This window comes from Streptomyces corchorusii, from assembly GCF_001514055.1.
Classification (GTDB): domain Bacteria; phylum Actinomycetota; class Actinomycetes; order Streptomycetales; family Streptomycetaceae; genus Streptomyces; species Streptomyces olivaceoviridis.
On the sequence record NZ_KQ948358.1, the window covers coordinates 250,334 to 272,166 of the forward strand.

The following is a 21,833-nucleotide window of genomic DNA, read 5'->3' on the forward strand; positions in this document are numbered from 1 at the left end:
ACACTCGAAGTAGGCGATCTCCGGCTGGTAACCGGCCTCGGTCAGCGTCTCGAAGCCCGCCTTGACCAGGGCGGCGGTGCCACCGCAGAGCACGGCCTGCTCACCGAACAGGTCGGTCTCGGTCTCCTCGGTGAAGGTGGTCTTGATGACGCCGGCGCGGGTGCCGCCGATGCCCTTGGCGTACGACAGGGCCAGCGCGAAGGCGTTGCCGGAGGCGTCCTGCTCCACGGCCACGATGCACGGGACGCCGCGGCCCTCCTCGTACTGACGGCGCACCAGGTGGCCCGGGCCCTTCGGCGCGACCATGCAGACGTCCACGCCCGCCGGGGGCTTGATGAAGCCGAAGCGGATGTTGAAGCCGTGGCCGAAGAACAGCGCGTCGCCGTCCTTCAGGTTCGGGGCGATGGACTCCTCGTACACCTGGGCCTGGATCGGGTCCGGGACGAGGATCATGATCACGTCGGCCTCGGCGGCGGCCTCGGCCGGGGTCACCACGCGCAGGCCCTGCTCCTCGGCCTTGGCCTTGGACTTGGAGCCCTCGTGCAGACCGACACGCACGTCCACACCGGAGTCACGCAGCGACAGGGCGTGGGCGTGGCCCTGGCTGCCGTAGCCGATGACCGCGACCTTGCGGCCCTGGATGATGGACAGGTCGGCGTCGGCGTCGTAGAACAGCTCGGCCACTTTTGGTTCTCTCCTTGTGTGCAGGTGGTGCGTCCCACCGTATGACGGCGGGCGGGAAGGAAGTTCGGGGGTCTCGGCATACGGGCGGCCGTTGATCCCAAGGCCGCCCGTTCCCAGTCTTACGCCGTCCGGTCGAGGGCGCGCAGCGAGCGGTCCGTGATCGAACGGGCGCCGCGGCCGATCGCGATCGTGCCGGACTGGACCAGCTCCTTGATGCCGTACGGCTCCAGCATCTTGAGCATGGCGGACAGCTTCTCGGTGGAACCGGTGGCCTCGATGGTCACGGCCTCCGGGGAGACGTCGACGGTCTTGGCGCGGAACAGCTGGACGATCTCCACGATCTGCGAGCGGGTCTCGTTGTCGGCGCGGACCTTCACCAGAACGAGTTCACGCTGCACGGCCTGACCGGGCTCCAGCTCCACGATCTTCAGCACGTTGACGAGCTTGTTGAGCTGCTTGGTCACCTGCTCCAGCGGCAGGTCCTCGACGCCCACCACGATGGTGATGCGGGAGATGTCGGGGTGCTCGGTGACGCCGACCGCGAGCGAGTCGATGTTGAATCCGCGCCGGGAGAACAGGGCGGCGATGCGGGCGAGGATGCCCGGCGTGTTCTCCACCAGGACGGAGAGCGTGTGCTTGGACATGTCTTCTTGCTCTTCCTCGCTCAGTCGTCTTCGTTGTCGCCGAAGTCGGGGCGGACGTCCCGGGCGGCCATGATCTCGTCGTTGGAGGTGCCGGCGGCGACCATCGGCCAGACCATCGCGTCCTCGTGGACGATGAAGTCCACGACGACCGGGCGGTCGTTGATGGCGTTGGCCTCCGCGATGACCTTGTCCAGGTCCTCCGGGCGCTCGCAGCGCAGGCCCACGCAGCCCATCGCCTCGGACAGCTTCACGAAGTCCGGCACGCGCGTGCCCTTGGCCTCCGGGTTGACGTCGTCGGGGCCGCTGTGCAGCACGGTGTTGGAGTAGCGCTGGTTGTAGAAGAGGGTCTGCCACTGGCGGACCATCCCGAGGGCGCCGTTGTTGATGATGGCGACCTTGATCGGGATGTTGTTCAGGGCACAGGTGGTCAGCTCCTGATTGGTCATCTGGAAGCAGCCGTCGCCGTCGATCGCCCAGACGGTACGGCCCGGCTGTCCGGCCTTGGCGCCCATCGCGGCCGGGACCGCGTAGCCCATCGTCCCGGCGCCGCCGGAGTTCAGCCAGGTGGCGGGCGTGTCGTACTGGATGAAGTGCGCGGCCCACATCTGGTGCTGGCCGACGCCCGCCGCGAAGATCGTGCCCTCGGGGGCGAGCTGCCCGATGCGCTCGATGACCGCCTGCGGGGAGAGCGAGCCGTCGCCGGGCTGGTCGTAGCCGAGCGGGTAGGTCTCGCGCCACCGGTTCAGGTCGTTCCACCAGGCGGTGTAGTCGCCCTTGTGGCCCTCGCTGTGCTCCTTCTGGACGGCCTGGACCAGGTCGGCGATGACCTCGCGGGCGTCGCCGACGATCGGCACGTCGGCGGCGCGGTTCTTGCCGATCTCGGCCGGGTCGATGTCCGCGTGGACGATCTTGGCATAGGGGGCGAAGCTGTCCAGCTTGCCGGTGACGCGGTCGTCGAAGCGGGCACCGAGGGCCACGATCAGGTCGGCCTTCTGGAGCGCGGTGACGGCGGCGACGCTGCCGTGCATGCCGGGCATGCCCAGGTGCTGCGGGTGGCTGTCGGGGAACGCGCCGAGCGCCATCAGGGTGGTGGTGACCGGGGCGCCGGTCAGCTCGGCGAGGACCTTCAGCTCGGCGGTGGCGTGGGCCTTGAGGACGCCGCCGCCGACGTACAGCACGGGCCGGCGGGCGGCGGTGATCAGCTTGGCGGCCTCGCGGATCTGCTTGGCGTGCGGCTTGGTCACCGGGCGGTAGCCGGGCAGGTCCATGACGGGCGGCCAGGAGAAGGTGGTCTTCTTCTGGAGGATGTCCTTGGGGATGTCGACCAGGACCGGTCCGGGGCGGCCGGTGGAGGCGATGTGGAACGCCTGCGCGATCACCCGCGGGATGTCCTCGCCCTTGGTGACCAGGAAGCTGTGCTTGGTGATCGGCATGGTGATGCCGACGATGTCCGCCTCCTGGAAGGCGTCCGTGCCGATCGCGGAGGACACGACCTGACCGGTGATCGCGACCAGCGGCACGGAGTCCATGTTGGCGTCCGCGATCGGGGTGACCAGGTTGGTGGCGCCGGGGCCCGAGGTGGCCATGCAGACGCCCACCTTGCCGGTGGCCTGCGCGTAACCGGTGGCGGCGTGGCCGGCGCCCTGCTCGTGCCGGACCAGGACGTGCCGCACCCGGGTGGAGTCCATCAGCGGGTCGTACGCCGGCAGGATCGTGCCGCCCGGAATGCCGAATACCGTGTCCGCGCCGACCTCCTCAAGGGAGCGGATGAGGGACTGCGCACCCGTGACGTGCTCGACGGGGGCGGACTGCTGTCCTCCGGAACGGGGCCGCGGCTGCGGATGGTGGGCCCCGGTGGCCTGCTCGGTCATCGGCATTCTCTTCTCGATGCTGAGGGTTTTTGCGAGGTTCGGGCGGATTTCGAGTGCTGCACGAAAGGCACTCGTGCAACAAAAAACCCCTCGTGCCGCAAGGCAAGCGAGGGGAGCGCGCCGGTGAGGTCGCTGGGGATTCCGGATCGTCCTCCGGTGGGTCCCAGCTCAGCCGACGCGCTGTCCAAGTACGAGAATTCGGGTGCGCATGGGACTGACCCTCCCCCCGGCACGCACCACGTGTCAAGTGGGTGGGACGGGAGTCTCAGCATGTGAGCGAAGGGCACTGCCGCCTCCGAAGACAGCGGGAACACCCCCTGTGTACACCCTCTCCGGCTCCCTCGCGCTGCCCACGAACGCGGGTTCGGCCGGGGCGTGCGGCACCGGGTAGTGGCCGGATCCGAGCGCCCGGCGCAGCCGGTACTCGTCCAGCGGACCGGCGAACGCCATGCCCTGCCCATGGGTGCAGCCCATCGCGCGCAACGCGACCACCTGCTCGGGCAGGTCCACGCCCTCGGCGAGCGACTGGAGCCCCAGATCGCCGGCGATCCGCAGCAGACCACTGGTGATCTTGTGCAGCCGTGCCGACTCGACCACGCCCTCGACCAGGCCGCGGTCGAGCTTGAGGATGTCCACGGGCAGTCTCCTGAGGGCCGTGATGGCCGCGTAGCCGCTGCCGAAGCCGTCCAGCGCGATCCGCACCCCGAGCCGGCTCAGCGCGGTCAGCCGCCGCTCCAGCTCGTCCAGACAGACACGGGGATCGGTCTCGGACAACTCGATGACCAGCGCCCCGGGCGGCAGCCCGTGCCGGGTCAGCAGCGCCTCCACCGAGCCGAGCGGCATCGAGCGGTCCAGCAGCCGCCGGGCGCTCATCCGGACCGCCACGGGGACGACGACCCCGGTCGCGGCCCGCTCGGCCGCCTGCTCCACGGCCTCCCGCAGGATCCAGCGGTCCAGCTCGGCGGTCTTGTCACCGTCCTCGGTCACCCGCAGGAACTCGGCCGGGGTGAACAGCACCCCCTGCGAGGAGCGCCAGCGCGCCTGCGCGGAGACCGCCGTGATCCGGCCGTTCTGCAAGCACACCACGGGCTGGTGCAGCAGGGCGAACTCGCCGTCGTGCAGCGCGGCGCGCAGCCGCGTGGCCAGCTCCGCCTTGCGGACGACGTCCTGCTGCATCTGCGGCTTGTACAGCTCGACCCGGCCCTTCCCGGCCGACTTCGCGCGGTACATCGCCAGGTCGGCGTTGCGCAGCAGCTCGCCCGCGCCGAGGCCCGGTTCGGCGAAGGCGACGCCGATGGAGGCGTTGACCCGGACGTCGTTGCCGTCGATGGCGTACGGGTGGGAGAGGGTCGTCCTGAGGCGGTCGGCGAGCTCCACGATGTTCCGCTCCCGGGCGGCCCGGTCCCGGGTGCCGTCCCCGACGATCAGGGCCGCGAACTCGTCACCGCCCAGCCGGGACGCGGTGTCCCCCTGCCGGACCGCGTCCTGGAGTCTGCGGGCGGCCTGGATGAGCAGTTCGTCCCCGGCCTGGTGCCCGATCGTGTCGTTGACGGCCTTGAAGCCGTCCAGGTCGATGAAGAGCACGGCCGTGCCCCACAGGGCTGCGCCCCGGTCGGTGGCCCGGCGGCCGGACAGGGCCTGCTGCACCCGCTTGGTGAACAGCGCGCGGTTGGGCAGGTCGGTCAGCGGGTCGTGCTCGGCGTTGTGCTGCAACTGGGCCTGCAACCGCACTCTCTCGGTCACGTCCCGGCTGTTGAAGATCAGCCCGCCGTGGTGCCGGTTGACGGTCGACTCGACGTTGAGCCAGCCGCCGTCACCGGAGCGGAACCGGCACTCGATGCGCGTGGTCGGCTCCTCCAGCGGACTGGCGGCGAGGAAACGGCGCACCTCGTGCACCACGCAGCCCAGGTCCTCCGGGTGGATGAGCCCGGCGAGCTCGGTGCCCACCAGTTCCTCCGCCGGCCTGCCGTACACCCCGGCGGCGGCCGGGGAGACGTACCGGAGGATGCCGTTGGGCGCGGCGATCATGATGACGTCGCTGGAGCCCTGCACCAGGGAGCGGAAGTGGTTCTCCTTCTGCGCCAGTTCCTGGGTCAGGGTGATGTTGTCCAGCAGCATGATGCCCTGCCGGATGACGAGCGCCAGCACCACGGCGCCCGCGGTGATCAGCACCACGTGGTCGGGCCTGCGGCCGTTGAGGACGTTGTACAGGATGCCGAGGGTGCACACGGCCGCGGCGAGGTACGGGGTGAGGGCGGCGAGGGAGCCGGTGAGCGGCCGGCCGGACGGGTACCGGATGTGCTCGCCGCCCGGCGCGGACAGCGGCAGGTGCCGGTCCGTGCTCCGCCGGCCCGGCAGGTGCTCGTGGACCACGCGCGTGTGCCCGTCCGCCGCGCGTGCCTCGCGCGCGTGCCGGCGCCGGGGCGCGGCCCAGGGCGCGTAGGCGAGCAGCAGCGAACCGGCGAACCAGCCCGCGTCCAGCAGTTGCCCGGAGCGGTAGCTGCTGTGCAGCAGCGGCGAGGTGAACAGGGCGTCGCACATCACGGTCAGCGCGAGCGCGCCGATCGCGGTGTTCACCGCCGTACGGTTGCCCGGGGCGCGGCGGAAGTGCAGGGCGAGCACCATGCTGACGAGCGCGATGTCGAGCAGGGGGTACGCCAGTGACAGCGCGGCGTGCGCCACGCTGGAGCCTTCGATCCGGGCCGCCTGGGCGAGGGCGAGGCTCCACGAGAGGGTGAGCAGCGAGCCGCCGATCAGCCAGGCGTCCAGTCCCAGGCAGATCCAGCCCGCCTTCGTCACCGGCCGCTTGGCGAGGACCAGCAGGCCGACGATGGCGGGCGGCGCGAAGCAGAGGAAGAACAGGTCGGCGTAGCTGGGGCTGGGCACGGGGCGGTCCAGCACGACCTCGTACCAGCCCCAGACCGCGTTGCCCAGCGCGGCCATGAGCGAGGAGAGGGCGAACAGCAGCCAGGCCGAGCGGAAGCGCACGCGTCGGGTGCGGGCGTACAGGAAGCAGGAGACGGCGGCGGCGCCCGCCGCCGCGCTCAGACCGAAGTCGCCCATGACCAGCGCGACTTGACTCGCGCCCCAGTCGAACGCGGCTCCGACGGCGTAGGCCGCGCAGATCAGGGCGAGGACGAGTTGTTCCATCAGCCGGGTGTTGTCGCCGATGGACGGCCGGCGGGGCGGCGGCGCCTCGTGCGGGTGGGGTGCGCGCGCCGCTCCGTCGAGGGTGGTCGTCACGGAGGGCGGGGCGCTCACCGGGGCCTCCCGGTGGGCGCCGCTCCCGTGTCCCGACGGTCCCGGTGCGCTGGGTGCGCATGCCTGCGGCGGCCGCTGTGCCTGCGCTGGTGGTGGCTGTGGTGGCTGGTGTGGTGGCCGCGCCTGCGCGCGCCCGTGCGCCAGGGTCGCCGTCGGCGGCTCCGCCGCGTCGGATCGTTCGTCCATAGGCCGTGCATCGCCCGTCGCCCCCCTCACGAATCTGAAATGTCCATCCCCGGCGCCGAGTGGTCAGTCGGCGCAGCCCCTGTCGGGACGATACACCAGTATCGTCACGCAGGGACATAGCCTCTCTACGCTCCGTGACGACCAGCGGTGATACGGGTACGGGCCGCGTCCGAAAGGTTGCGGAGGGTGCCGGAAGCGGCCTAGCGCCCGTTTGCTCCCCTGGTTTCGGGTCCGGTCGTAAGGATCACGTTCCGCAGGGGCTGCCGGTTCACGAACCGGGTCAACTGGTCCACGAGCAGCCTCTCGGCGCGGGGCAGGAAGGCCGAGGAGGGGCCGCCGACATGCGGGCTGATCAGCACTCCGGGCGCCTGCCACAGGGGGTGGCCGGGGGGCAGCGGCTCGGGGTCGGTGACGTCCAGGGCGGCGGTGATCCGGCCGCGCTCCAGCTCGGCGAGGAGCGCCTTGGTGTCCACGACGGGCCCGCGCGCGACGTTGACGAGCAGCGCGCCGTCCTTCATCCGGGCGAGGAAGTCCGCGTCGACGAGCCCCCGGGTCTCCTCCGTCAGCGGGGTGCAGAGGATCACGACATCCGCGTGTGGAAGCAGTGGAAGCACTTCGGCGATCGGAAGCACGGGACCGCGCGCGGTTGTGCGACCGGAGCGCGCGACGCGCGCCACCCGCGCGACCTCGAAGGGCACGAGCCGGTCCTCGATGGCGGCACCGATGGCCCCGTACCCGACGATCAGCACGCTCTTGTCGGCGAGGGCGGGGTGGAAACCGCCCTCCCAGCGCTCCTGTTGCTGGGCGCGGACGAAGCCGGGGACGCCGCGCAGCGCGGCGAGGGTGAGGGTGAGCGCCAGCTCGGCCGTGCTCGTCTCGTGCACCCCGCGCGCGTTGCACAGCCGCACGCCCGGCGGGATCACCGACAGCTGCCCGGTGATGTCGTCGACACCGGCGGTGAGCGTCTGGATGAGCCGCACGTTCGTCAGGTGCTCCAGCGGACCCACCCGGACCGACAGCCGCTTCATGTACGGCACCACGTACACGGCGCACTCCGCCGGGTCGCCGGGGTACGGCTGCGCGCCGTCCTCTCCCCCGTCCCAGAACAGGTACCGGGGCCCCTCGGGCAGCCCCTCGATCTCCTCGGGCGGAATGGGAAGCCACACGTCTGAACTCATGCCAGGAGGCTATGTCAGGCCCGTCCGCGCGCAGAGGTTAGGTTGGGGGCCGGGCTAAGGGAGGTTCACGAGCAGGTGGAGCGCAGGACGATCGGCGCGGGGGCGCTCGCGGTGGGGGCCGTCGGACTCGGATGCATGCCGATGAGCTGGGCGTACAGCGGATCGCGGCAGCGGGGTGACGAGTCGGTCAGAGCGGTGCACCGGGCGCTGGACCTGGGCTGCGACCTCCTGGACACCGCGGACATGTACGGCCCGTTCACCAATGAGCTGCTGCTGGGGCGGGTGCTCAAGGAGCGGCGCCGGGACGCCTTCGTGTCCACGAAGGTGGGGCTGCTGGTGGGCGAGCAGCACATCGTGGCCAACGGCCGCCCCGGCTATGTGCGGCGGGCCTGCGACGCCTCGCTGCGGCGGCTCCAGACCGATGTGATCGACCTGTACCAGCTGCACCGTGCCGACCCGGAGATACCCGTCGAGGAGACCTGGGGCGCGATGGCGGACCTGGTGCGGGCCGGGAAGGTGCGGGCCCTCGGCCTGTGCGCGGTGGGGGCGCGCGGCGGGCGCCGCCCGGGCGCCGGGCTGTACGACACGACGCTGCGCCAGTTGCAGCGGGTGCAGCAGGTCTTCCCGGTGACCGCGGTGCAGGCGGAGCTGTCGGTGTGGTCGCCGGAGGCGCTCCGGGAACTGCTGCCGTGGTGCGAGGCGCGGGGGGTGGGCTTCCTGGCGGCGATGCCGCTGGGCAACGGCTTCCTGACCGGCACGCTGACGCCGGGCGAGGGCTTCGAACCGGATGACGTACGCGCCCGGCACCCCCGGTTCACCGCCGAGATGATGGCGGCCAACCAGCCGATCGTCGCGGGCCTGCGGCGCATAGCCCGCCGGCACGGTGAGGACACGACCCCGGCCCAGGTGGCCCTGGCCTGGGTGCTGGCGCAGGGCCGGCACGTGATCGCGCTGCCGGGCACCAAACGGGAACGCTGGGCGGCGCAGAACGCGACGGCCGCCGGGCTGCGGCTGACCGCGCAGGACCTGGCGGAGGTGTCCGGGCTGCCGGCGGCCCAGGGCTCGTGGGACTGAGGTGTCCGCCACGAGGGTTGCGGTCCGCCCGCCGCCCGGGGGACACGGGACAGAGGTTTTCGCGGTCGGTCGTCGGGGATCGGGAACCCTGGGGGGTGCGGCTCGTGTTCGACAGGGAGAGCGTGCCGTCGGGCCCGCCTGTGGAGCGCCACCGGACCACCGCGGCGAAGGGAACCGTGATCGTGCGACGTAGAGCTGTGCCTGCCGGGCTGGCCGTGGCCGCCCTCCTGCTGACGGCCGGCTGTTCCTCCGGCGGCGGGGACGCTCCGGGCGGTGCGCCGGGCGCGACGACCGCCGGGGCCACCGCTTCCGGGCGCGGCACCGCCTCGGCCGCGCCGGTCCCCGCGGCCAAGGGCTCGGTGAAGGTGCTGCGCACGGTGGCCGAGGGACTGAAGACGCCGTGGGGGCTGGCTCCGCTGCCCGGCGGCGGCCTGCTGGTCTCCTCCCGGGACGAGGGCACGATCAGCCGGATCGACGAGAAGACCGGCCGGACGACCGAGCTGGGCACGGTCTCCGGGGTCTCGCCGGCCGGCGAGGGCGGCCTGCTGGGCATCGCCCTCTCCCCCGACTTCGCCGCGGACCACATGATCTACGCCTACTTCACCTCGGCCTCGGACAACCGCATCGTCCGGATGCTGTACGACGAGCGGAAGCCGGCCGGTGAGCAACTGGGCGCTCCCGACACGGTGTTCAAGGGCATCCCCAAGGGCCGCATCCACAACGGCGGCCGGATCGCGTTCGGCCCCGACCGCATGCTGTACGCGGGCACCGGCGAGAGCGGGGAGAAGGGCCTGGCGCAGGACAGGAAGTCGCTGGGCGGGAAGATCCTGCGGCTGACCCCGGACGGCGAACCGGCTCCGGGCAACCCGTTCCCCGACTCGCCCGTGTACTCGTACGGCCACCGGAACGTCCAGGGCCTGGCCTGGGACGACAGACAGCGGCTGTTCGCCTCGGAGTTCGGGCAGGACACCTGGGACGAGCTGAACGCGATCAAGCCCGGTGACGACTACGGCTGGCCCCAGGCCGAGGGCAGGTCCTCCGGCACCGGCTTCCACGACCCGGTGGCCCAGTGGCACACCGACGACGCCTCCCCCAGCGGCATCGCCTACGTGAACGGCGTGATCTGGATGGCGGGCCTGAAGGGCGCGCGCCTGTGGCGCGTGCCGTTGGACGGCACGTCGGCCTCGGCCGCCCCGCAGGCGTTCCTGACGGGCGTCTACGGCCGCCTCCGTACGGTCGTCCCGGCGGGCGGCGACAGGCTCTGGCTGGTGACGAGCAACACGGACGGCCGCGGCACCCCGAAGAAGGGGGACGACCGGGTGCTGGAGCTGCGGGTGCGGTGAGCGGCGCGCCTTCCGGTGCGGGTGCGGTGAGCGGCACGCCCGCTCGCCTTCGATGAGCCGCGCGGCTACTCGTCCTCGGTGGGCGCTTCGGGCTCCGGCTCGGCCGGAGCCGTCCGCGGAAGGCGTATCACCGCCTTCCCGGAGGTCAGGTCTATGGCGCCGCGGCCGGGGTCGTTGTCGCCCACGTCCTCACGGGTCAGTTCCAGCCGGTTCTGCTCGTCCCGGGTGTGCTTGCGGCCGGGCGCGAACAGTTCCTCGAACGCGTTGAACACGGCTCCCCCTCACTGCCGGTTTTCTCCAGCGTAGGTCTCAGCCCGGCGTTTCGGCGGCGAGCGTCCCGGCGGCGAACAGTCCCAGCCGGTGGGCCACCGCCGCCGCCTCGCCCCGGCCCGAGACGCCGAGCTTGCCGAGGATGTTGGAGACGTGGACGCTCGCGGTCTTCGGGGAGATGAACAGTTCCGCCGCTATCTGACGGTTGGTGCGGCCGGCCGCGACCAGGTGCAGGACGTCCCGTTCGCGACTGGTGAGGCCGAGCGCGGTGGCCGGGTCGGCGGGGGTCCGGCGGGTGGCGCCGGTCAGGGTGAGGCGGGCGCGCTGGGCGAGCCGGGCGACGGTGTCGTCGAGGGGGCGCGCGCCGAGGTGGGCGGCGACCGCCCCGGCCAGCCGGAGCAGTTCCACCGCGCGCTCGCGCTCGTCGTCGCCGCCCTCGGCCAGCAGCGCCGCGGCGAGGCGGTGGCGGACCCGGGCGAGGGCGTAGGGCCGGTCCAGGCACTCGAAGGCGGTGACGACCGGGGACCAGGTGTCGGCGGTGTCCCGGTCCTGTGCGCGGAGCAGTTCGGCGCGGGTCCACTGGCCGTAGGCCTGCCAGAGCGGGACGCCGGTGGTGAGGGTCCGTACGGCCGCCGAGAGGCGGTCGAGGGTCTCGGCGCGGCCGGGCAGGGCGGCGGGCAGGGTGCGGGCGTCGGCCTCGGCGGTGGCGGCGGCCAGCAACAGCGGCCAGCCGTAGCGGTGGGTGCCGGGCGGGAAGCCGGCGTCCAGGGCCGGGAGCAGTGCCGCGCGGGCGTCGGTGATCCGGCCCTCGGCGGCGGCGACCCCGAGGGCGATGCGGGCGACGGGCAGGGACTGCTGGGGCATCGGGTCGTGGGTGCCGTACCAGGCGCGGGCGGCGGCGAGGTGCCGGCCGGCCTCGGCGAGGTCGCCGCGGGCGAGGGCGAGGCGGGCCTGCGTCAGGGCGCCCGCGCCACGGGGCATGGCGCCGTGGCCGACCCGGGTGGCGTGCGCGGCGGCCTCGGCGGCCTCCTGCCACTGGCCGAGCGAGTACAGCGCCTCGGACAGGTTGCCCCACATCCACGCCCCGGAGTCCAGCAGCCCGTACGCGCGGCAGAACTCGATGCCCTCGCGCAGCAGGGGGACGGCCTCCCGGTCCCGGCCGACGCTCTGCAACACGGACGGCAGGTTCACGTAGGCGCGGGCCGCGACCTGGTGCATGCCCTCCGCGCGGGTGTCCCGCAGCACCTGCCGCATCTCCGCGAGACCGGCCTTTGGCGCACCGGCCTCCACCGTCAGCCCGCCCAGGGTGAGGCGGGCGTCCAGCTCGGTCTCGCGGGCGCCGACCATGTGGGCGTACTCCACGGCCCGCTCGGCGGCGGCCAGGGCTTCGGGGCCCGGCCGGCGCTGCATGGACCAGCTGGCGGCGACCGCCAGTACCTCCGCGTGTACCTCGGACGGCGGCAGTCCGCGCACCAGGTCCTGGGCGGTGGCCAGTTCCTGCCGGCCGTCGCCGCGCGCCATGGCCTGCACCAGCCGGGAGCGCTGCACCCAGAACCAGGCGGCGCGCAGCGGGTCCGGCTCCTCGTCCAGGAGGCGCAGGGCCCGCTTGGTGATCTTCAGGGCGCGTTCGCGCTCACCGCCGAAACGGCCCGCCACGGCCGCCTCGGCCAGCAGGTCGAGGTAGCGCAGCGGTGTGGTGGCCGGGTCGCAGCCGCACGGGGGGTAGACCTCGGCGTAGTCGACCGGGCGCAGGGCGGAGCGGATCTCCTCGGGCGCGCCGTCCCACAGCTCCATCGCCCGCTCCAGCAGCCGCAGTTGCTCGGTGTAGGCGTGCCGGCGGCGGGCGACGACTGCGGCGGACAGGACGGCGGGCAGGGCCTTCGCGGGGTCGTGGGCGTGGTACCAGTAGCTGGCCAGGCGCATCACGCGGGCGTCGGCCGGGACCAGCGTCGGGTCGGCCTCCAGGGCCTCGGCGTAGCGGCGGTTGAGCCGGGAGCGTTCGCCGGGCAGCAGGTCGTCGGCGACGGCCTCGCGGACCAGGGAGTGCCGGAAGCGGTAGCCGTCGCCGGTGCGGGTGGCGGTGAGGATGTGGGCGCCGACGGCGGCCCGCAGCGCCTCGATGAGGTCGTCCTCGGCGAGCCGGGCCACGGCGGCGATCAGCCGGTACTCCACCGTGGAGCCGCCCTCGGCGACGATCCGGGCGACCTTCTGGGCGCTCTCGGACAGGGCTTCGACCCGGACGAGGAGCAGGTCGCGCAGGGAGTCGGTGAGGCCGGCGCAGTCGCCCGCCGTGGCGGCGACGGCGAGTTCCTCGATGAAGAAGGCGTTGCCGTCGGAGCGTGCGTAGATCTCGTCCACCTGGGCGGGGTCGGGTTCGGCGGCGAGGATGCCCGCGATCTGGCGGCCGGCCTCCTCGCGGGTGAAGCGGGCGAGTTCGATGCGGCGGACGGTGCGCAGCCGGTCCAGTTCGGCGAGCAGCGGGCGCAGCGGGTGGCGGCGGTGGACGTCGTCGGAGCGGTACGTGGCCAGGACGAGGAGGCGGCCGGCGCGCAGGGTGCGGAAGAGGTAGGCGAGGAGGTGGCGGGTGGAGGCGTCGGCCCAGTGCAGGTCCTCCAGGACGAGGACGGCGGTGTGCTCGGCGGCGATCCGTTCCAGCAGCCGGGCGGTGAGTTCGAACAGGCGGGCCGTGCCCTGTTCGTCGTGGCGGCCCGCGCCGGCCTCGCCGAGGTCGGGCAGCAGCCGGGCCAGTTCCTCCTCCTGGCCTGCCGCCGCGGCGGCGAACTCCTCGGGCAGGGCGTCGCGCAGGGCGCGCAGCGCGGCGGAGAAGGGGGCGAACGGCAGCCCGTCCGCGCCGATCTCCACACAGCCGCCGACGGCGACGACGGCGCCGTGCCGGGCGGCGGCGGTGGCGAACTCCTCCACGAGGCGGGTCTTGCCCACGCCCGCCTCGCCGCCGAGCAGCAGCGCCTGCGGCTCGGCCGCTGCGGCACGGGCGAGCGCGTCGTTCAGCGTGTCCAGCTCGTCGGCGCGGCCGACGAACACGGGACTGACGGACCTGTTCTCCACGGGCCCGAGCATCGCACGGGGCCGGAACGGCCCGGCACCGGTTTTCCACAGTCCCTGTGTGATGGTCGTACCGGTGTCTGGCGGTGCCGAACCGGCGGACGGCAGGGTCACGCGGTGCGTGGCAGCCGGTGCCGGCGGGGGCGGTCGGTATGCGACTCGGCGGCCGGGGCACCGTCGCCGGCGGGCTCGGCGCCGCGGGCGGCGCGACGGGAGCGCACGGCCTCGCGGGCCAGACGGTCCTCCTGGGCCGTGCGACGCAGCTCGGCGGAGCGGAGGCGGTGGAGTTCGAGGGCGTACATGGCGGGTCCTTCGGCAGAGACGGTGTCGTGTGCCGCTTTCCGCGACGCCTCCACCCTCGCCTGCCAGGGGTATCCGCCACATCGGGAGAGTGCCGCATCTTCGGGCGGCCGGCGGGCCGCACGCGCGCGTAAGGGGCCTTAGGGCGGCGGTGAGTCGCTCACGCGCGCCCTAAGGCCCCTCAAGGCTGTGGGTTCCCGGCGCCCTCTCAGCCGGTCGAGGGCAGGCCGAGCAGGGCGTCGGAGTACTTCAGGACGGCGAGCAGCAGTCCGATGACGCCGAGCGAGACGCCCGCCCAGGCGACCGACTTGATCCACGCGGCCTGCGGGCGGCCGGGCGTGCCGAACGCGGGCCGGGCCAGCACGACCACACCGGTGATGAGCGCGGCCAGCGCGAACAGGCCGGCCCACAGGGCGGTGGTGTGCCAGGCGTCGCCGTAGACCTCCTTGATCTGCGTGGCGACGCTCGCGGTGGAGGACGTCCGGAGCTGGCCGACGAGCTGCTCGCGCGCGGACGCGACGGTGCCGATCCAGCCGCCGCTGAGCGAGACCAGGCCCAGCGCCGCCGAGACGACGGCGCCGGCGCCTTGGCCGACCCCGGAGGGCGCCTTGCCGCCGGCGGCTTCCGTCGCATCGCCTGCCTCGCCGCCGTCGGCTTCCGCGGCCTCCTCGGGGGCCTGCTCCCCGGCGGCCTGGTTGTCGGCGGTCTGCTCCTCGGCAGGGCCGGCCGTCGTCGTCTCGTCGTCCTTGCGCGCCTCGGTGCCGGGCTCAGTGCCGCCCGTGGCGCCTTCCGCTGTCTTCGTTGCCATGCCTGGCACCGTACGGACGCTGTCTGAGAGGTCTCTTAATGATCGCTGTGCGCGGTACGCGCGCGTGCCGCACGCCACTCGGGCGCGAGCACCGACCAGATCTCGGTGCTGGTGCGCACGCCCCGGTGCCGGTAGTTCTCGCGGAGCACGCCCTCACACGTCATGCCGAGCCGCCGGGCCACGTTGATGCTCGGCTCGTTGGCCGAGGACACCTGCCACTCCACCCGGTGCATGCCGCGCTCCTCGAAGGCCCAGTCGAGCAGTACCCGCATCCCGCGCGTGACCAGTCCGCGCCCGGCCGCGGCCGGCTCCAGCCAGCAGCCGGCCTCGCAGACCCCGGCCGGGGTGTCCCAGACGCGGAACAGCAGGCCGCCGACGAGCTTGCCGTCCAGCCAGATGCCGTGCACGCCCCCGGCGTCGGCGGCGCGCTTGTCGGCGTACGCCTTCAGCCAGCCACGGGCGCCGTCGAGGTCGGACACCACGTCCGCCAGGCCGATGTGCCGGCCGATGAACTCCCGCCCGCGGTCGATGTTGGCGAGCAGTTCCTGCGCGTGCCAGACCTCCAGGGGCCGCAGTTCGGCGTCGTCACCGAGCGATATCGCGTACATCGTGCCGTTCTTCCTTCCGTGGTTCGTGCGCCGGGACCCGGCCGAGCCCGTCCCGCGCCGCGCGGCGCCCGGACGGCTCGATGCCGAGGCGCGGCAGGCGGCGCTCCAGCCAGCCGGGCAGCCACCAGTTGGCGGCGCCGAGCAGATGCATCAGGGCGGGCACGAGCAGCGTACGCAGGACGAAGGCGTCGACGGCCACGGCGGAGGCGAGCGCGATGCCGAACAGGGCGATGACGCGGTCGCCGCTGAGCACGAAGGCGAGGAAGACCGCGATCATGATGACCGCGGCGGAGTTGATCACCCGGCTGGTCTCGGCGAGGCCCACCCGGACGGCGCGCCGGTTGTCGCCGGTGGCCAGCCACTCCTCGTACATCCGGCTGACCAGGAAGACCTGGTAGTCCATGGAGAGCCCGAAGAGCACCGAGACCATGATCACGGGCAGGAAGGGCTCGATGGGGCCCGCGCGGCCGAGGCCGAGCGGTTCGCTGCCCCAGCCCCACTGGAAGACGGCGACGACGATGCCGAACGCGGCGGCGACGGCGGCCACGTTCATCGCGGCGGCCTTCAGGGGGATGCCCAGCGAGCGGAAGGCGACGAGCAGCAGGAGGCAGCCGAACCCGACGACCGCGCCGACGAACAGCGGCAGCTTGCCGACGATCACTTCCGCGAAGTCGTCGTAGCCCGCGGTGACGCCGCCCACCTGCACGGCGAGCGAGGTGCCGCGCTCCGCGCGCGGGAGCACACCGGTGCGCAGCCGGTCCACGAGATCGCTGGTGTCCTGGGACTGCGGCGCGGACTCGGGCACGACGGTGAGGTACGCGGTGTCCCCGCCGGTGGCGTAGGTGACCGGGGTGACGGAGGCGACGCCCGGGGTGGCGCGCAGGGTGGTGTCGAGGTTGTCGAGGGCGAGTTTGTCGTCGCCGCCGTCCACGCGCGTGACGAGTGTCAGCGGCCCGTTCACGCCGGGTCCGAAGCCTGCCGCGAGCAGGTCGTAGGCCTGGTGGGTGGTGGAGGTGCGGGGGTCGTTGCCCTGGTCGGAGGTGCCGAGGCGGAGGGAGAGGGCCGGCAGGGCGAGCACGGCGACGACCGCGAGGGCGAGCGATCCGAGCAGCCGGGGGTGGCGTTCGATCAGCGCCGACCAGCGGGCGGCGAGGCCGGTGGTCGGTTCCGGGCGCGGCCCGTGCTCGGCGAGCCGGCGCCGTTCGCGCCGGCCGAGGGCGTACGGGCCGAGGTACGACAGCAGGGCGGGCAGCAGCGTCACGGAGGCCGCGACGGTGAGCACGACCGTCAGACAGGCGGCCACGGCGACCCCGTTGAGGAAGCCCAGCCGCAGTACGAGCATCCCCAGCAGGGCGATGCACACCGTCGCACCCGCGAAGACGACCGCGCGCCCGGTGGTGGCCACGGCGTGCGCGGCGGCCTCCGGGACGCTCAGGCCGCGCTTCAGGCCGCGCCGGTGTCTGGTCACGATGAACAGCGCGTAGTCGATGCCCACGCCGAGGCCGATCAGCATGCCGAGCATGGGCGCGAAGTCGGCGACCGTCATGAGGTGTCCGAGCAGCCCGATGCCGGCGTACGCGGTGCCGACGCCGACCAGCGCGGTGGCGATCGGCAGCAGGGAGGCGGCGAGCGAACCGAAGGCGAGGAACAGCACGGCGGCGGCGACGAGCACCCCGACCGCCTCGGCGGTGTGCCCGCGCGCGGACCCGGTGAGCCCGATGGCGGTGCCGCCCAGCTCCACCCGGAGCCCCTCGCCCGCCGCGGCCCTGGCCGTGCGCACGACGGCCCGCGCCTCGGCCCCGGCGATGTCGTCGGCCTGCCGCGCGAAGGTGACGGTGGCGTAGGCCGTGTGGCCGTCGGCGCTGATCCGGTGGGCGCCCTGGCCGCCGTAGGGGCCGGACACCGAGGCCACGCCGGGCAGTGCGGCGATCCGTCGCAGGGTGCCCGCCATGGTCCGCTCGACGCCGGCCGCGCGGACCGTGCCGGTGACGGTGTGCCAGACGACGGTGCCGCTGTCCCCGCCCAGCCCCGGGAAGCCCTCCTTGAGCAGCCGGGCCGCGCGGCCGGACTCGGTGCCGGGGACCTCGTAGTCGTGCGAGTACACCGGACCGGCCAGGGCGGCGCCCGCGGTGACCCCGCCGAAGGCGAGGAGCCACAGCAGGACGGTGATCAGGCGGTGCCTGACACACCACCGCGCGAGGTCTGCCACCGACGTGCTCCCGGAAGACGATGTGTGCATCCTTCGCCGGGAACAAACGCCGATAAACCGGACACCCCGCAAAGAACACCTCGGGCTGGCGGTCGAACTGAAGGCACGTCAGTCGAACTGGTCCCCGAACGCCATGACCATCGTCCCGGCGATGAGCAGCCACAGGGCCCTGCGGGTACGGCCCTTGGAGCCGAGCAGCGCCGCGAGCGCGCAGACGGCGGCGCCGAGGGCGTAGGCCGCGGGCACGCGGGCGGGCGCGGACCCGGTGAGCCGCAGCAGGGAGGCGGCGAGTCCCGCGAGGCACAGGAGCGCTCCGGTGCCGGCCGCGGTCCACCGGGCCCGCCGGGCGTCCTCGACGTACCCCTCCGGCTCCTCGGTTATCGGGGGCTCGATGTCGGAATCGGTGCGTCCACTCATGGCGGGCGAGCGTACCGTTCCCGGCCGGGGAATCCTGGTCCGGGGCGGTGCCGGCGGCTGCGTCGAGAACCGGACGGGCCCGCACACGCTGTGGCTGCCGCAGTGGCCGGCGCCCGGGTGCTCGACCTCGGCTGCGGACGGGCCATGACCTCCGCCTTCCCGGCCAGGGGGTACGGCCTCCAGGTCACCGCGGCCGGCCTGTGGGTGAAGCCGGACGAGGACGCCGTACGCGTCGCCGAGGCGGGGGTGGCCGACCGGGTGCTGCCCGTCCTCGCCGAGGCGCACGATCCGCCGCTCGCCGAAGCCTCGTGCCACGCGGTCGTGTCCGTCGACGCCTACCCGTACTGCGGCACGAACGACCGGTACCTGCCCACCCTGACCCGGCTGCTGGAGCCCGGCGGGCGGATCGGGGCGGTGGTGCCGTCGGTGCGGGAGGAGATCGCCGGGGCCGAGCCGCCGGAGCACCGCACGGCCCCCTGGGACCCCGGGCTTCGGGCGAGCGAGTTCATGGCCGGGCCGGCACGCGACTCGGTGGAGCCGCCGACCGCCGACCGGGGCGCCTGCCGGGGTCCGCCCGGCCATGGGACGCCGTACCTGGCCGTACGGCCCCGGAGGGCGTCCCTCCGGGGCCGTACACCGCCTGCTGTCAGCCCTCGCTGACGCCCAGCTTCTGAAGGATCAGCTCCTTGACGCGGGCCGCGTCGGCCTGGCCGCGGGTGGCCTTCATGACCGCGCCGACCAGGGCGCCGGCCGCGGCCACCTTGCCGCCGCGGATCTTGTCCGCGATGGCCGGGTTGCCGGCGATGGCCTCGTCGACGGCCGTGCCGAGCGCGGAGTCGTCGGAGACGACCTTCAGACCGCGCTTGTCGACGACCTCGTCCGGGGTGCCCTCGCCGGCGAGGACGCCCTCGATGACCTGGCGGGCCAGCTTGTCGTTCAGGTCACCCTTCGCGACCAGCTCGGCGACCCGGGCCACCTGCTGCGGCGTGATCGCCAGCTCCTCCAGCGCCTTGCCGGACTCGTTGGCGCTGCGCGCCAGTTCGCCCATCCACCACTTGCGGGCGGAGGCCGCGTCGGCACCGGCGTCGATGGTGGCGACGATCGGGTCCAGCGCGCCGGCGTTGAGGATCGCCTGCATGTCGGTCGCGGAGATGCCCCACTCCGCCAGCAGCCGGGTACGGCGGGCCAGCGGCAGCTCGGGCAGCGCCGCGCGGATCTCCTCGACCCACTCGCGCGAGGGCGCGACCGGCACCAGGTCGGGCTCCGGGAAGTACCGGTAGTCCTCGGCCTCCTCCTTCACGCGGCCCGAGGTCGTGGACCCGGTGTCCTCGTGGAAGTGGCGGGTCTCCTGGACGATCGTGCCGCCGCCGGAGAGGACGGCCGCGTGCCGCTGGATCTCGAAGCGGGCCGCGCGCTCCACCGAGCGCAGGGAGTTGACGTTCTTCGTCTCCGAGCGCGTGCCGAACTTGTCGGCGCCCTTGGGCATCAGCGACAGGTTGACGTCGCAGCGCATCTGGCCCATCTCCATGCGGGCCTCGGACACGCCGAGCGCGCGGATCAGCTCGCGCAGCTCGCGGACGTACGCCTTCGCCACCTCGGGGGCGCGCTCGCCGGCGCCCACGATCGGCTTGGTGACGATCTCGATCAGCGGGATGCCGGCGCGGTTGTAGTCCAGCAGGGAGTGGGACGCGCCGTGGATACGGCCGGTGGCGCCGCCGACGTGCGTCGACTTGCCGGTGTCCTCCTCCATGTGGGCGCGCTCGATCTCCACGCGGAAGACCTCGCCGTCCTCCAGCTGCACGTCGAGGTAGCCGTTGAAGGCGATCGGCTCGTCGTACTGGGAGGTCTGGAAGTTCTTCGGCATGTCCGGATAGAAGTAGTTCTTCCGGGCGAAGCGGCACCACTCGGCGATCTCGCAGTTCAGCGCGAGACCGATCTTGATCGCGGACTCGACGCCGGTCGCGTTGACGACCGGGAGCGCGCCGGGCAGGCCGAGGCAGACCGGGCAGGTCTGGCTGTTCGGGTCGGCGCCGAGCGCCGTCGAGCAGCCGCAGAACATCTTCGTCTTGGTGCCGAGTTCGACGTGGACCTCAAGGCCCATGACGGGGTCGTACGACGCCAGCGCGTCCTCGTACGACACCAGGTCGGTCGTGGTGGTCACGGTGAAAACTTCCCTCTCAGCCCAGCAGGACGTCGTCGTCGCCCAGCCGCTTCAGCTCGCGGTAGAGGATGGCGAGGCCGGTGACGATGCCGGCGGCGGTGACGACGGCGTCGACGAGCCGCAGCGTGTCGTTCTCGGCGCGGGCCTTCTTGATCTGCTTGGCGGCGCCGACCGCGCCGAACGCGGTGGCGGCCATGGACAGGTACGTACCGGACCTGGACTTCTTGAAGCCCTTGGCCTTGGTCAGTGCGCTCACAGCGACGGTGCCTCCTCCAGCAGCGGGTGACCCCACTTTTCCACGAAGGCGGCCTCGACGGCGGCGCCCACCTTGTACAGCCTGTCGTCCTTCATCACCGGGGCGATGATCTGGAGGCCGACCGGGAGGTTGTCCTCCGGGGCGAGCCCGCAGGGCAGGGACATGGCCGCGTTGCCCGCCAGGTTGGTCGGGATGGTGCACAGGTCCGCGAGGTACATCGCCATCGGGTCGTCGGCGCGCTCGCCGATCGCGAAGGCGGTGGTCGGGGTCGTCGGGGAGACGATCACGTCGACCTGCTCGAAGGCCTTGTCGAAGTCCTGCTTGATCAGCGTGCGGACCTTCTGGGCGCTGCCGTAGTACGCGTCGTAGTAACCGCTCGACAGGGCGTACGTGCCGAGCATGATGCGGCGCTTCACCTCGGGGCCGAAGCCCGCCTCACGGGTGAGGGAGGTGACCTCCTCGGCGGAGTGCGTGCCGTCGTCGCCGGCCCGCAGGCCGTAGCGCAGGCCGTCGAAGCGGGCGAGGTTCGAGGAGCACTCGGAGGGGGCGATCAGGTAGTACGCCGACAGGGCGAGGTCGAAGGACGGGCAGTCCAGCTCGACGATCTCGGCGCCCAGCTCCTTGAGCAGCGCGACCGACTCGTCGAAGCGCTGGATGACACCCGCCTGGTAGCCCTCGCCGCGGAACTGCTTGACCACGCCGACGCGCATGCCCTCGACGCTGCCGTTGCGCGCGGCCTCGACCACCGGCGGGACCGGGGCGTCGATGGAGGTGGAGTCCAGCGGGTCGTGCCCGGCGATGACCTCGTGCAGCAGCGCCGCGTCGAGCACCGTGCGGGCGCAGGGGCCGCCCTGGTCGAGCGAGCTGGAGAACGCGACCATGCCGTAGCGGGAGACCGCGCCGTACGTCGGCTTCACACCGACCGTGCCGGTGACGGCGGCCGGCTGGCGGATGGAACCGCCGGTGTCGGTGCCGATGGCGAGGGGGGCCATGTGCGCGGCCAGCGCGGCGGAGGAGCCGCCGCCGGAACCGCCGGGGATCCGGGTGAGGTCCCACGGGTTGCCGGTCGGGCCGAAGGCGCTGTTCTCCGTCGACGAGCCCATGGCGAACTCGTCCATGTTGGTCTTGCCGAGGATGACGACGTCGGCGGCCTTGAGCCGCTTGGTGAGCGTCGCGTCGTACGGCGGGATCCAGCCCTCAAGGATCTTCGAGCCGACGGTCGTGGGCACGCCCTCGGTGGTGAAGATGTCCTTGAGCGCGAGCGGGACGCCGGCCAGCGGGCCGAGCTTCTCGCCGCGCTCCCGCTTCTCGTCCACGGCGCGGGCCTGGGCGAGGGCGCCCTCGCGGTCGACGTGGAGGAAGGCGTGCACCTTCTCGTCGACCGCCTCGATCCGGGCGAGGTGGGCCTCGGCGACCTCGACGGCCGTCAGCTCGCCGGAGGCGATCTTCGCGGCGGTCTCGGCCGCGGTGAGCCTGATGATGCTGTTCTTGTCCGTCATG

Annotated in this window: 17 protein-coding genes and 1 pseudogene; 3 read left to right on the forward strand and 15 right to left on the reverse strand. The window is 72.9% G+C overall.

What is annotated here, in order from left to right; all coding sequences use genetic code 11:
- The 5 genes from ilvC to AQJ11_RS22235 form a co-directional block, all read right to left on the reverse strand.
- The coding region (gene ilvC, locus AQJ11_RS22215; RefSeq protein WP_059264254.1) for a ketol-acid reductoisomerase at positions 1-684 on the reverse strand (684 nt) is incomplete at its 3' end.
- 119 nt (positions 685-803) lie between these two features.
- The gene (gene ilvN / locus AQJ11_RS22220) at positions 804-1,328 is read right to left on the reverse strand and encodes an acetolactate synthase small subunit (protein WP_014675169.1); all 525 of its coding nucleotides are present in this window, start codon (positions 1,326-1,328) and stop codon (positions 804-806) included.
- A 20-nt stretch (positions 1,329-1,348) separates the two neighbouring features.
- Positions 1,349-3,199, reverse strand: coding sequence for an acetolactate synthase large subunit (locus tag AQJ11_RS22225; protein WP_014675168.1), 1,851 nt, complete (start codon positions 3,197-3,199; stop codon positions 1,349-1,351).
- 243 nt (positions 3,200-3,442) lie between these two features.
- Positions 3,443-6,460, reverse strand: coding sequence for a putative bifunctional diguanylate cyclase/phosphodiesterase (locus AQJ11_RS22230; RefSeq protein ID WP_014675166.1), 3,018 nt, complete (start codon positions 6,458-6,460; stop codon positions 3,443-3,445).
- A gap of 386 nt (positions 6,461-6,846) precedes the next feature.
- The gene (locus tag AQJ11_RS22235; protein ID WP_244218317.1) at positions 6,847-7,824 is read right to left on the reverse strand and encodes a 2-hydroxyacid dehydrogenase; all 978 of its coding nucleotides are present in this window, start codon (positions 7,822-7,824) and stop codon (positions 6,847-6,849) included.
- Between the two features lie 75 nt (positions 7,825-7,899).
- Between AQJ11_RS22235 and AQJ11_RS22240 the strand changes: the two genes are divergently transcribed.
- Both AQJ11_RS22240 and AQJ11_RS22245 read left to right on the forward strand, forming a co-directional pair.
- Positions 7,900-8,898, forward strand: coding sequence for an aldo/keto reductase (locus AQJ11_RS22240; protein WP_014675163.1), 999 nt, complete (start codon positions 7,900-7,902; stop codon positions 8,896-8,898).
- A gap of 197 nt (positions 8,899-9,095) precedes the next feature.
- The gene (locus AQJ11_RS22245; protein ID WP_014675162.1) at positions 9,096-10,241 is read left to right on the forward strand and encodes a PQQ-dependent sugar dehydrogenase; all 1,146 of its coding nucleotides are present in this window, start codon (positions 9,096-9,098) and stop codon (positions 10,239-10,241) included.
- Positions 10,242-10,306: 65 nt separating this feature from the next.
- On the opposite strand, the gene AQJ11_RS22250 is transcribed toward AQJ11_RS22245, so the two are convergent.
- The 7 genes from AQJ11_RS22250 to AQJ11_RS22280 form a co-directional block, all read right to left on the reverse strand.
- Positions 10,307-10,513 carry a DUF6191 domain-containing protein gene (locus tag AQJ11_RS22250; RefSeq protein WP_014675161.1) on the reverse strand — a complete coding sequence of 69 codons (207 nt, stop codon included), beginning with the start codon at positions 10,511-10,513 and terminating at the stop codon, positions 10,307-10,309.
- Positions 10,514-10,550: 37 nt separating this feature from the next.
- Positions 10,551-13,589, reverse strand: a complete 3,039-nt coding sequence (locus AQJ11_RS22255; RefSeq protein WP_208616585.1) for a helix-turn-helix transcriptional regulator — start codon at positions 13,587-13,589, stop codon at positions 10,551-10,553.
- A 95-nt stretch (positions 13,590-13,684) separates the two neighbouring features.
- Positions 13,685-13,876: a hypothetical protein gene (locus AQJ11_RS22260; protein WP_014675159.1), complete on the reverse strand. Its 192-nt coding sequence runs from the start codon at positions 13,874-13,876 to the stop codon at positions 13,685-13,687.
- A 206-nt stretch (positions 13,877-14,082) separates the two neighbouring features.
- Positions 14,083-14,682 (reverse strand): hypothetical protein, encoded by a 600-nt coding sequence (locus tag AQJ11_RS22265; RefSeq protein ID WP_059264134.1) that lies wholly within the window; start codon positions 14,680-14,682, stop codon positions 14,083-14,085.
- Between the two features lie 35 nt (positions 14,683-14,717).
- The gene (locus tag AQJ11_RS22270) at positions 14,718-15,290 is read right to left on the reverse strand and encodes a GNAT family N-acetyltransferase (RefSeq protein WP_059264135.1); all 573 of its coding nucleotides are present in this window, start codon (positions 15,288-15,290) and stop codon (positions 14,718-14,720) included.
- The gene (locus tag AQJ11_RS22275) at positions 15,268-17,499 is read right to left on the reverse strand and encodes an MMPL family transporter (protein WP_059264136.1); all 2,232 of its coding nucleotides are present in this window, start codon (positions 17,497-17,499) and stop codon (positions 15,268-15,270) included. Before AQJ11_RS22275 ends, AQJ11_RS22270 begins: the two co-directional genes overlap by 23 nt.
- Positions 17,500-17,607: 108 nt before the next feature.
- On the reverse strand, positions 17,608-17,916 hold the full coding sequence (locus AQJ11_RS22280; protein WP_059264137.1) for a hypothetical protein: 309 nt from the start codon (positions 17,914-17,916) through the stop codon (positions 17,608-17,610).
- Between AQJ11_RS22280 and AQJ11_RS22285 the strand changes: the two are divergent.
- Positions 17,891-18,576, forward strand: a pseudogene (locus AQJ11_RS22285) (SAM-dependent methyltransferase). The gene AQJ11_RS22280 and the pseudogene AQJ11_RS22285 overlap by 26 nt on opposite strands.
- Here AQJ11_RS22285 and gatB read toward each other — a convergent pair.
- From gatB to gatA, 3 genes are read right to left on the reverse strand one after another with little or no spacing between them, the layout of a single operon-like run.
- Positions 18,563-20,077, reverse strand: a complete 1,515-nt coding sequence (gene gatB, locus AQJ11_RS22290) for an Asp-tRNA(Asn)/Glu-tRNA(Gln) amidotransferase subunit GatB (RefSeq protein ID WP_014675153.1) — start codon at positions 20,075-20,077, stop codon at positions 18,563-18,565. The pseudogene AQJ11_RS22285 and the gene gatB overlap by 14 nt on opposite strands.
- Positions 20,078-20,093: 16 nt before the next feature.
- Positions 20,094-20,333 (reverse strand): hypothetical protein, encoded by a 240-nt coding sequence (locus AQJ11_RS22295; protein WP_030346630.1) that lies wholly within the window; start codon positions 20,331-20,333, stop codon positions 20,094-20,096.
- Positions 20,330-21,832, reverse strand: a complete 1,503-nt coding sequence (gene gatA, locus AQJ11_RS22300; protein WP_014675151.1) for an Asp-tRNA(Asn)/Glu-tRNA(Gln) amidotransferase subunit GatA — start codon at positions 21,830-21,832, stop codon at positions 20,330-20,332. The genes AQJ11_RS22295 and gatA overlap by 4 nt, the downstream gene beginning before the upstream one ends.
- Position 21,833: the final 1 nt, after the last annotated feature.

Coding starts and splice junctions, on each gene's coding strand:
- AQJ11_RS22225 (WP_014675168.1), bottom strand. CDS start 3,199: ATGACCGAGCAGGCCACCGGGGCCCACCATCCGCAGCCGCGGCCCCGT.
- ilvN (WP_014675169.1), bottom strand. CDS start 1,328: ATGTCCAAGCACACGCTCTCCGTCCTGGTGGAGAACACGCCGGGCATC.
- AQJ11_RS22260 (WP_014675159.1), bottom strand. CDS start 13,876: ATGTACGCCCTCGAACTCCACCGCCTCCGCTCCGCCGAGCTGCGTCGC.
- AQJ11_RS22235 (WP_244218317.1), bottom strand. CDS start 7,824: ATGAGTTCAGACGTGTGGCTTCCCATTCCGCCCGAGGAGATCGAGGGG.
- AQJ11_RS22265 (WP_059264134.1), bottom strand. CDS start 14,682: ATGGCAACGAAGACAGCGGAAGGCGCCACGGGCGGCACTGAGCCCGGC.
- AQJ11_RS22270 (WP_059264135.1), bottom strand. CDS start 15,290: ATGTACGCGATATCGCTCGGTGACGACGCCGAACTGCGGCCCCTGGAG.
- AQJ11_RS22255 (WP_208616585.1), bottom strand. CDS start 13,589: ATGCTCGGGCCCGTGGAGAACAGGTCCGTCAGTCCCGTGTTCGTCGGC.
- gatA (WP_014675151.1), bottom strand. CDS start 21,832: ATGACGGACAAGAACAGCATCATCAGGCTCACCGCGGCCGAGACCGCC.
- AQJ11_RS22280 (WP_059264137.1), bottom strand. CDS start 17,916: ATGAGTGGACGCACCGATTCCGACATCGAGCCCCCGATAACCGAGGAG.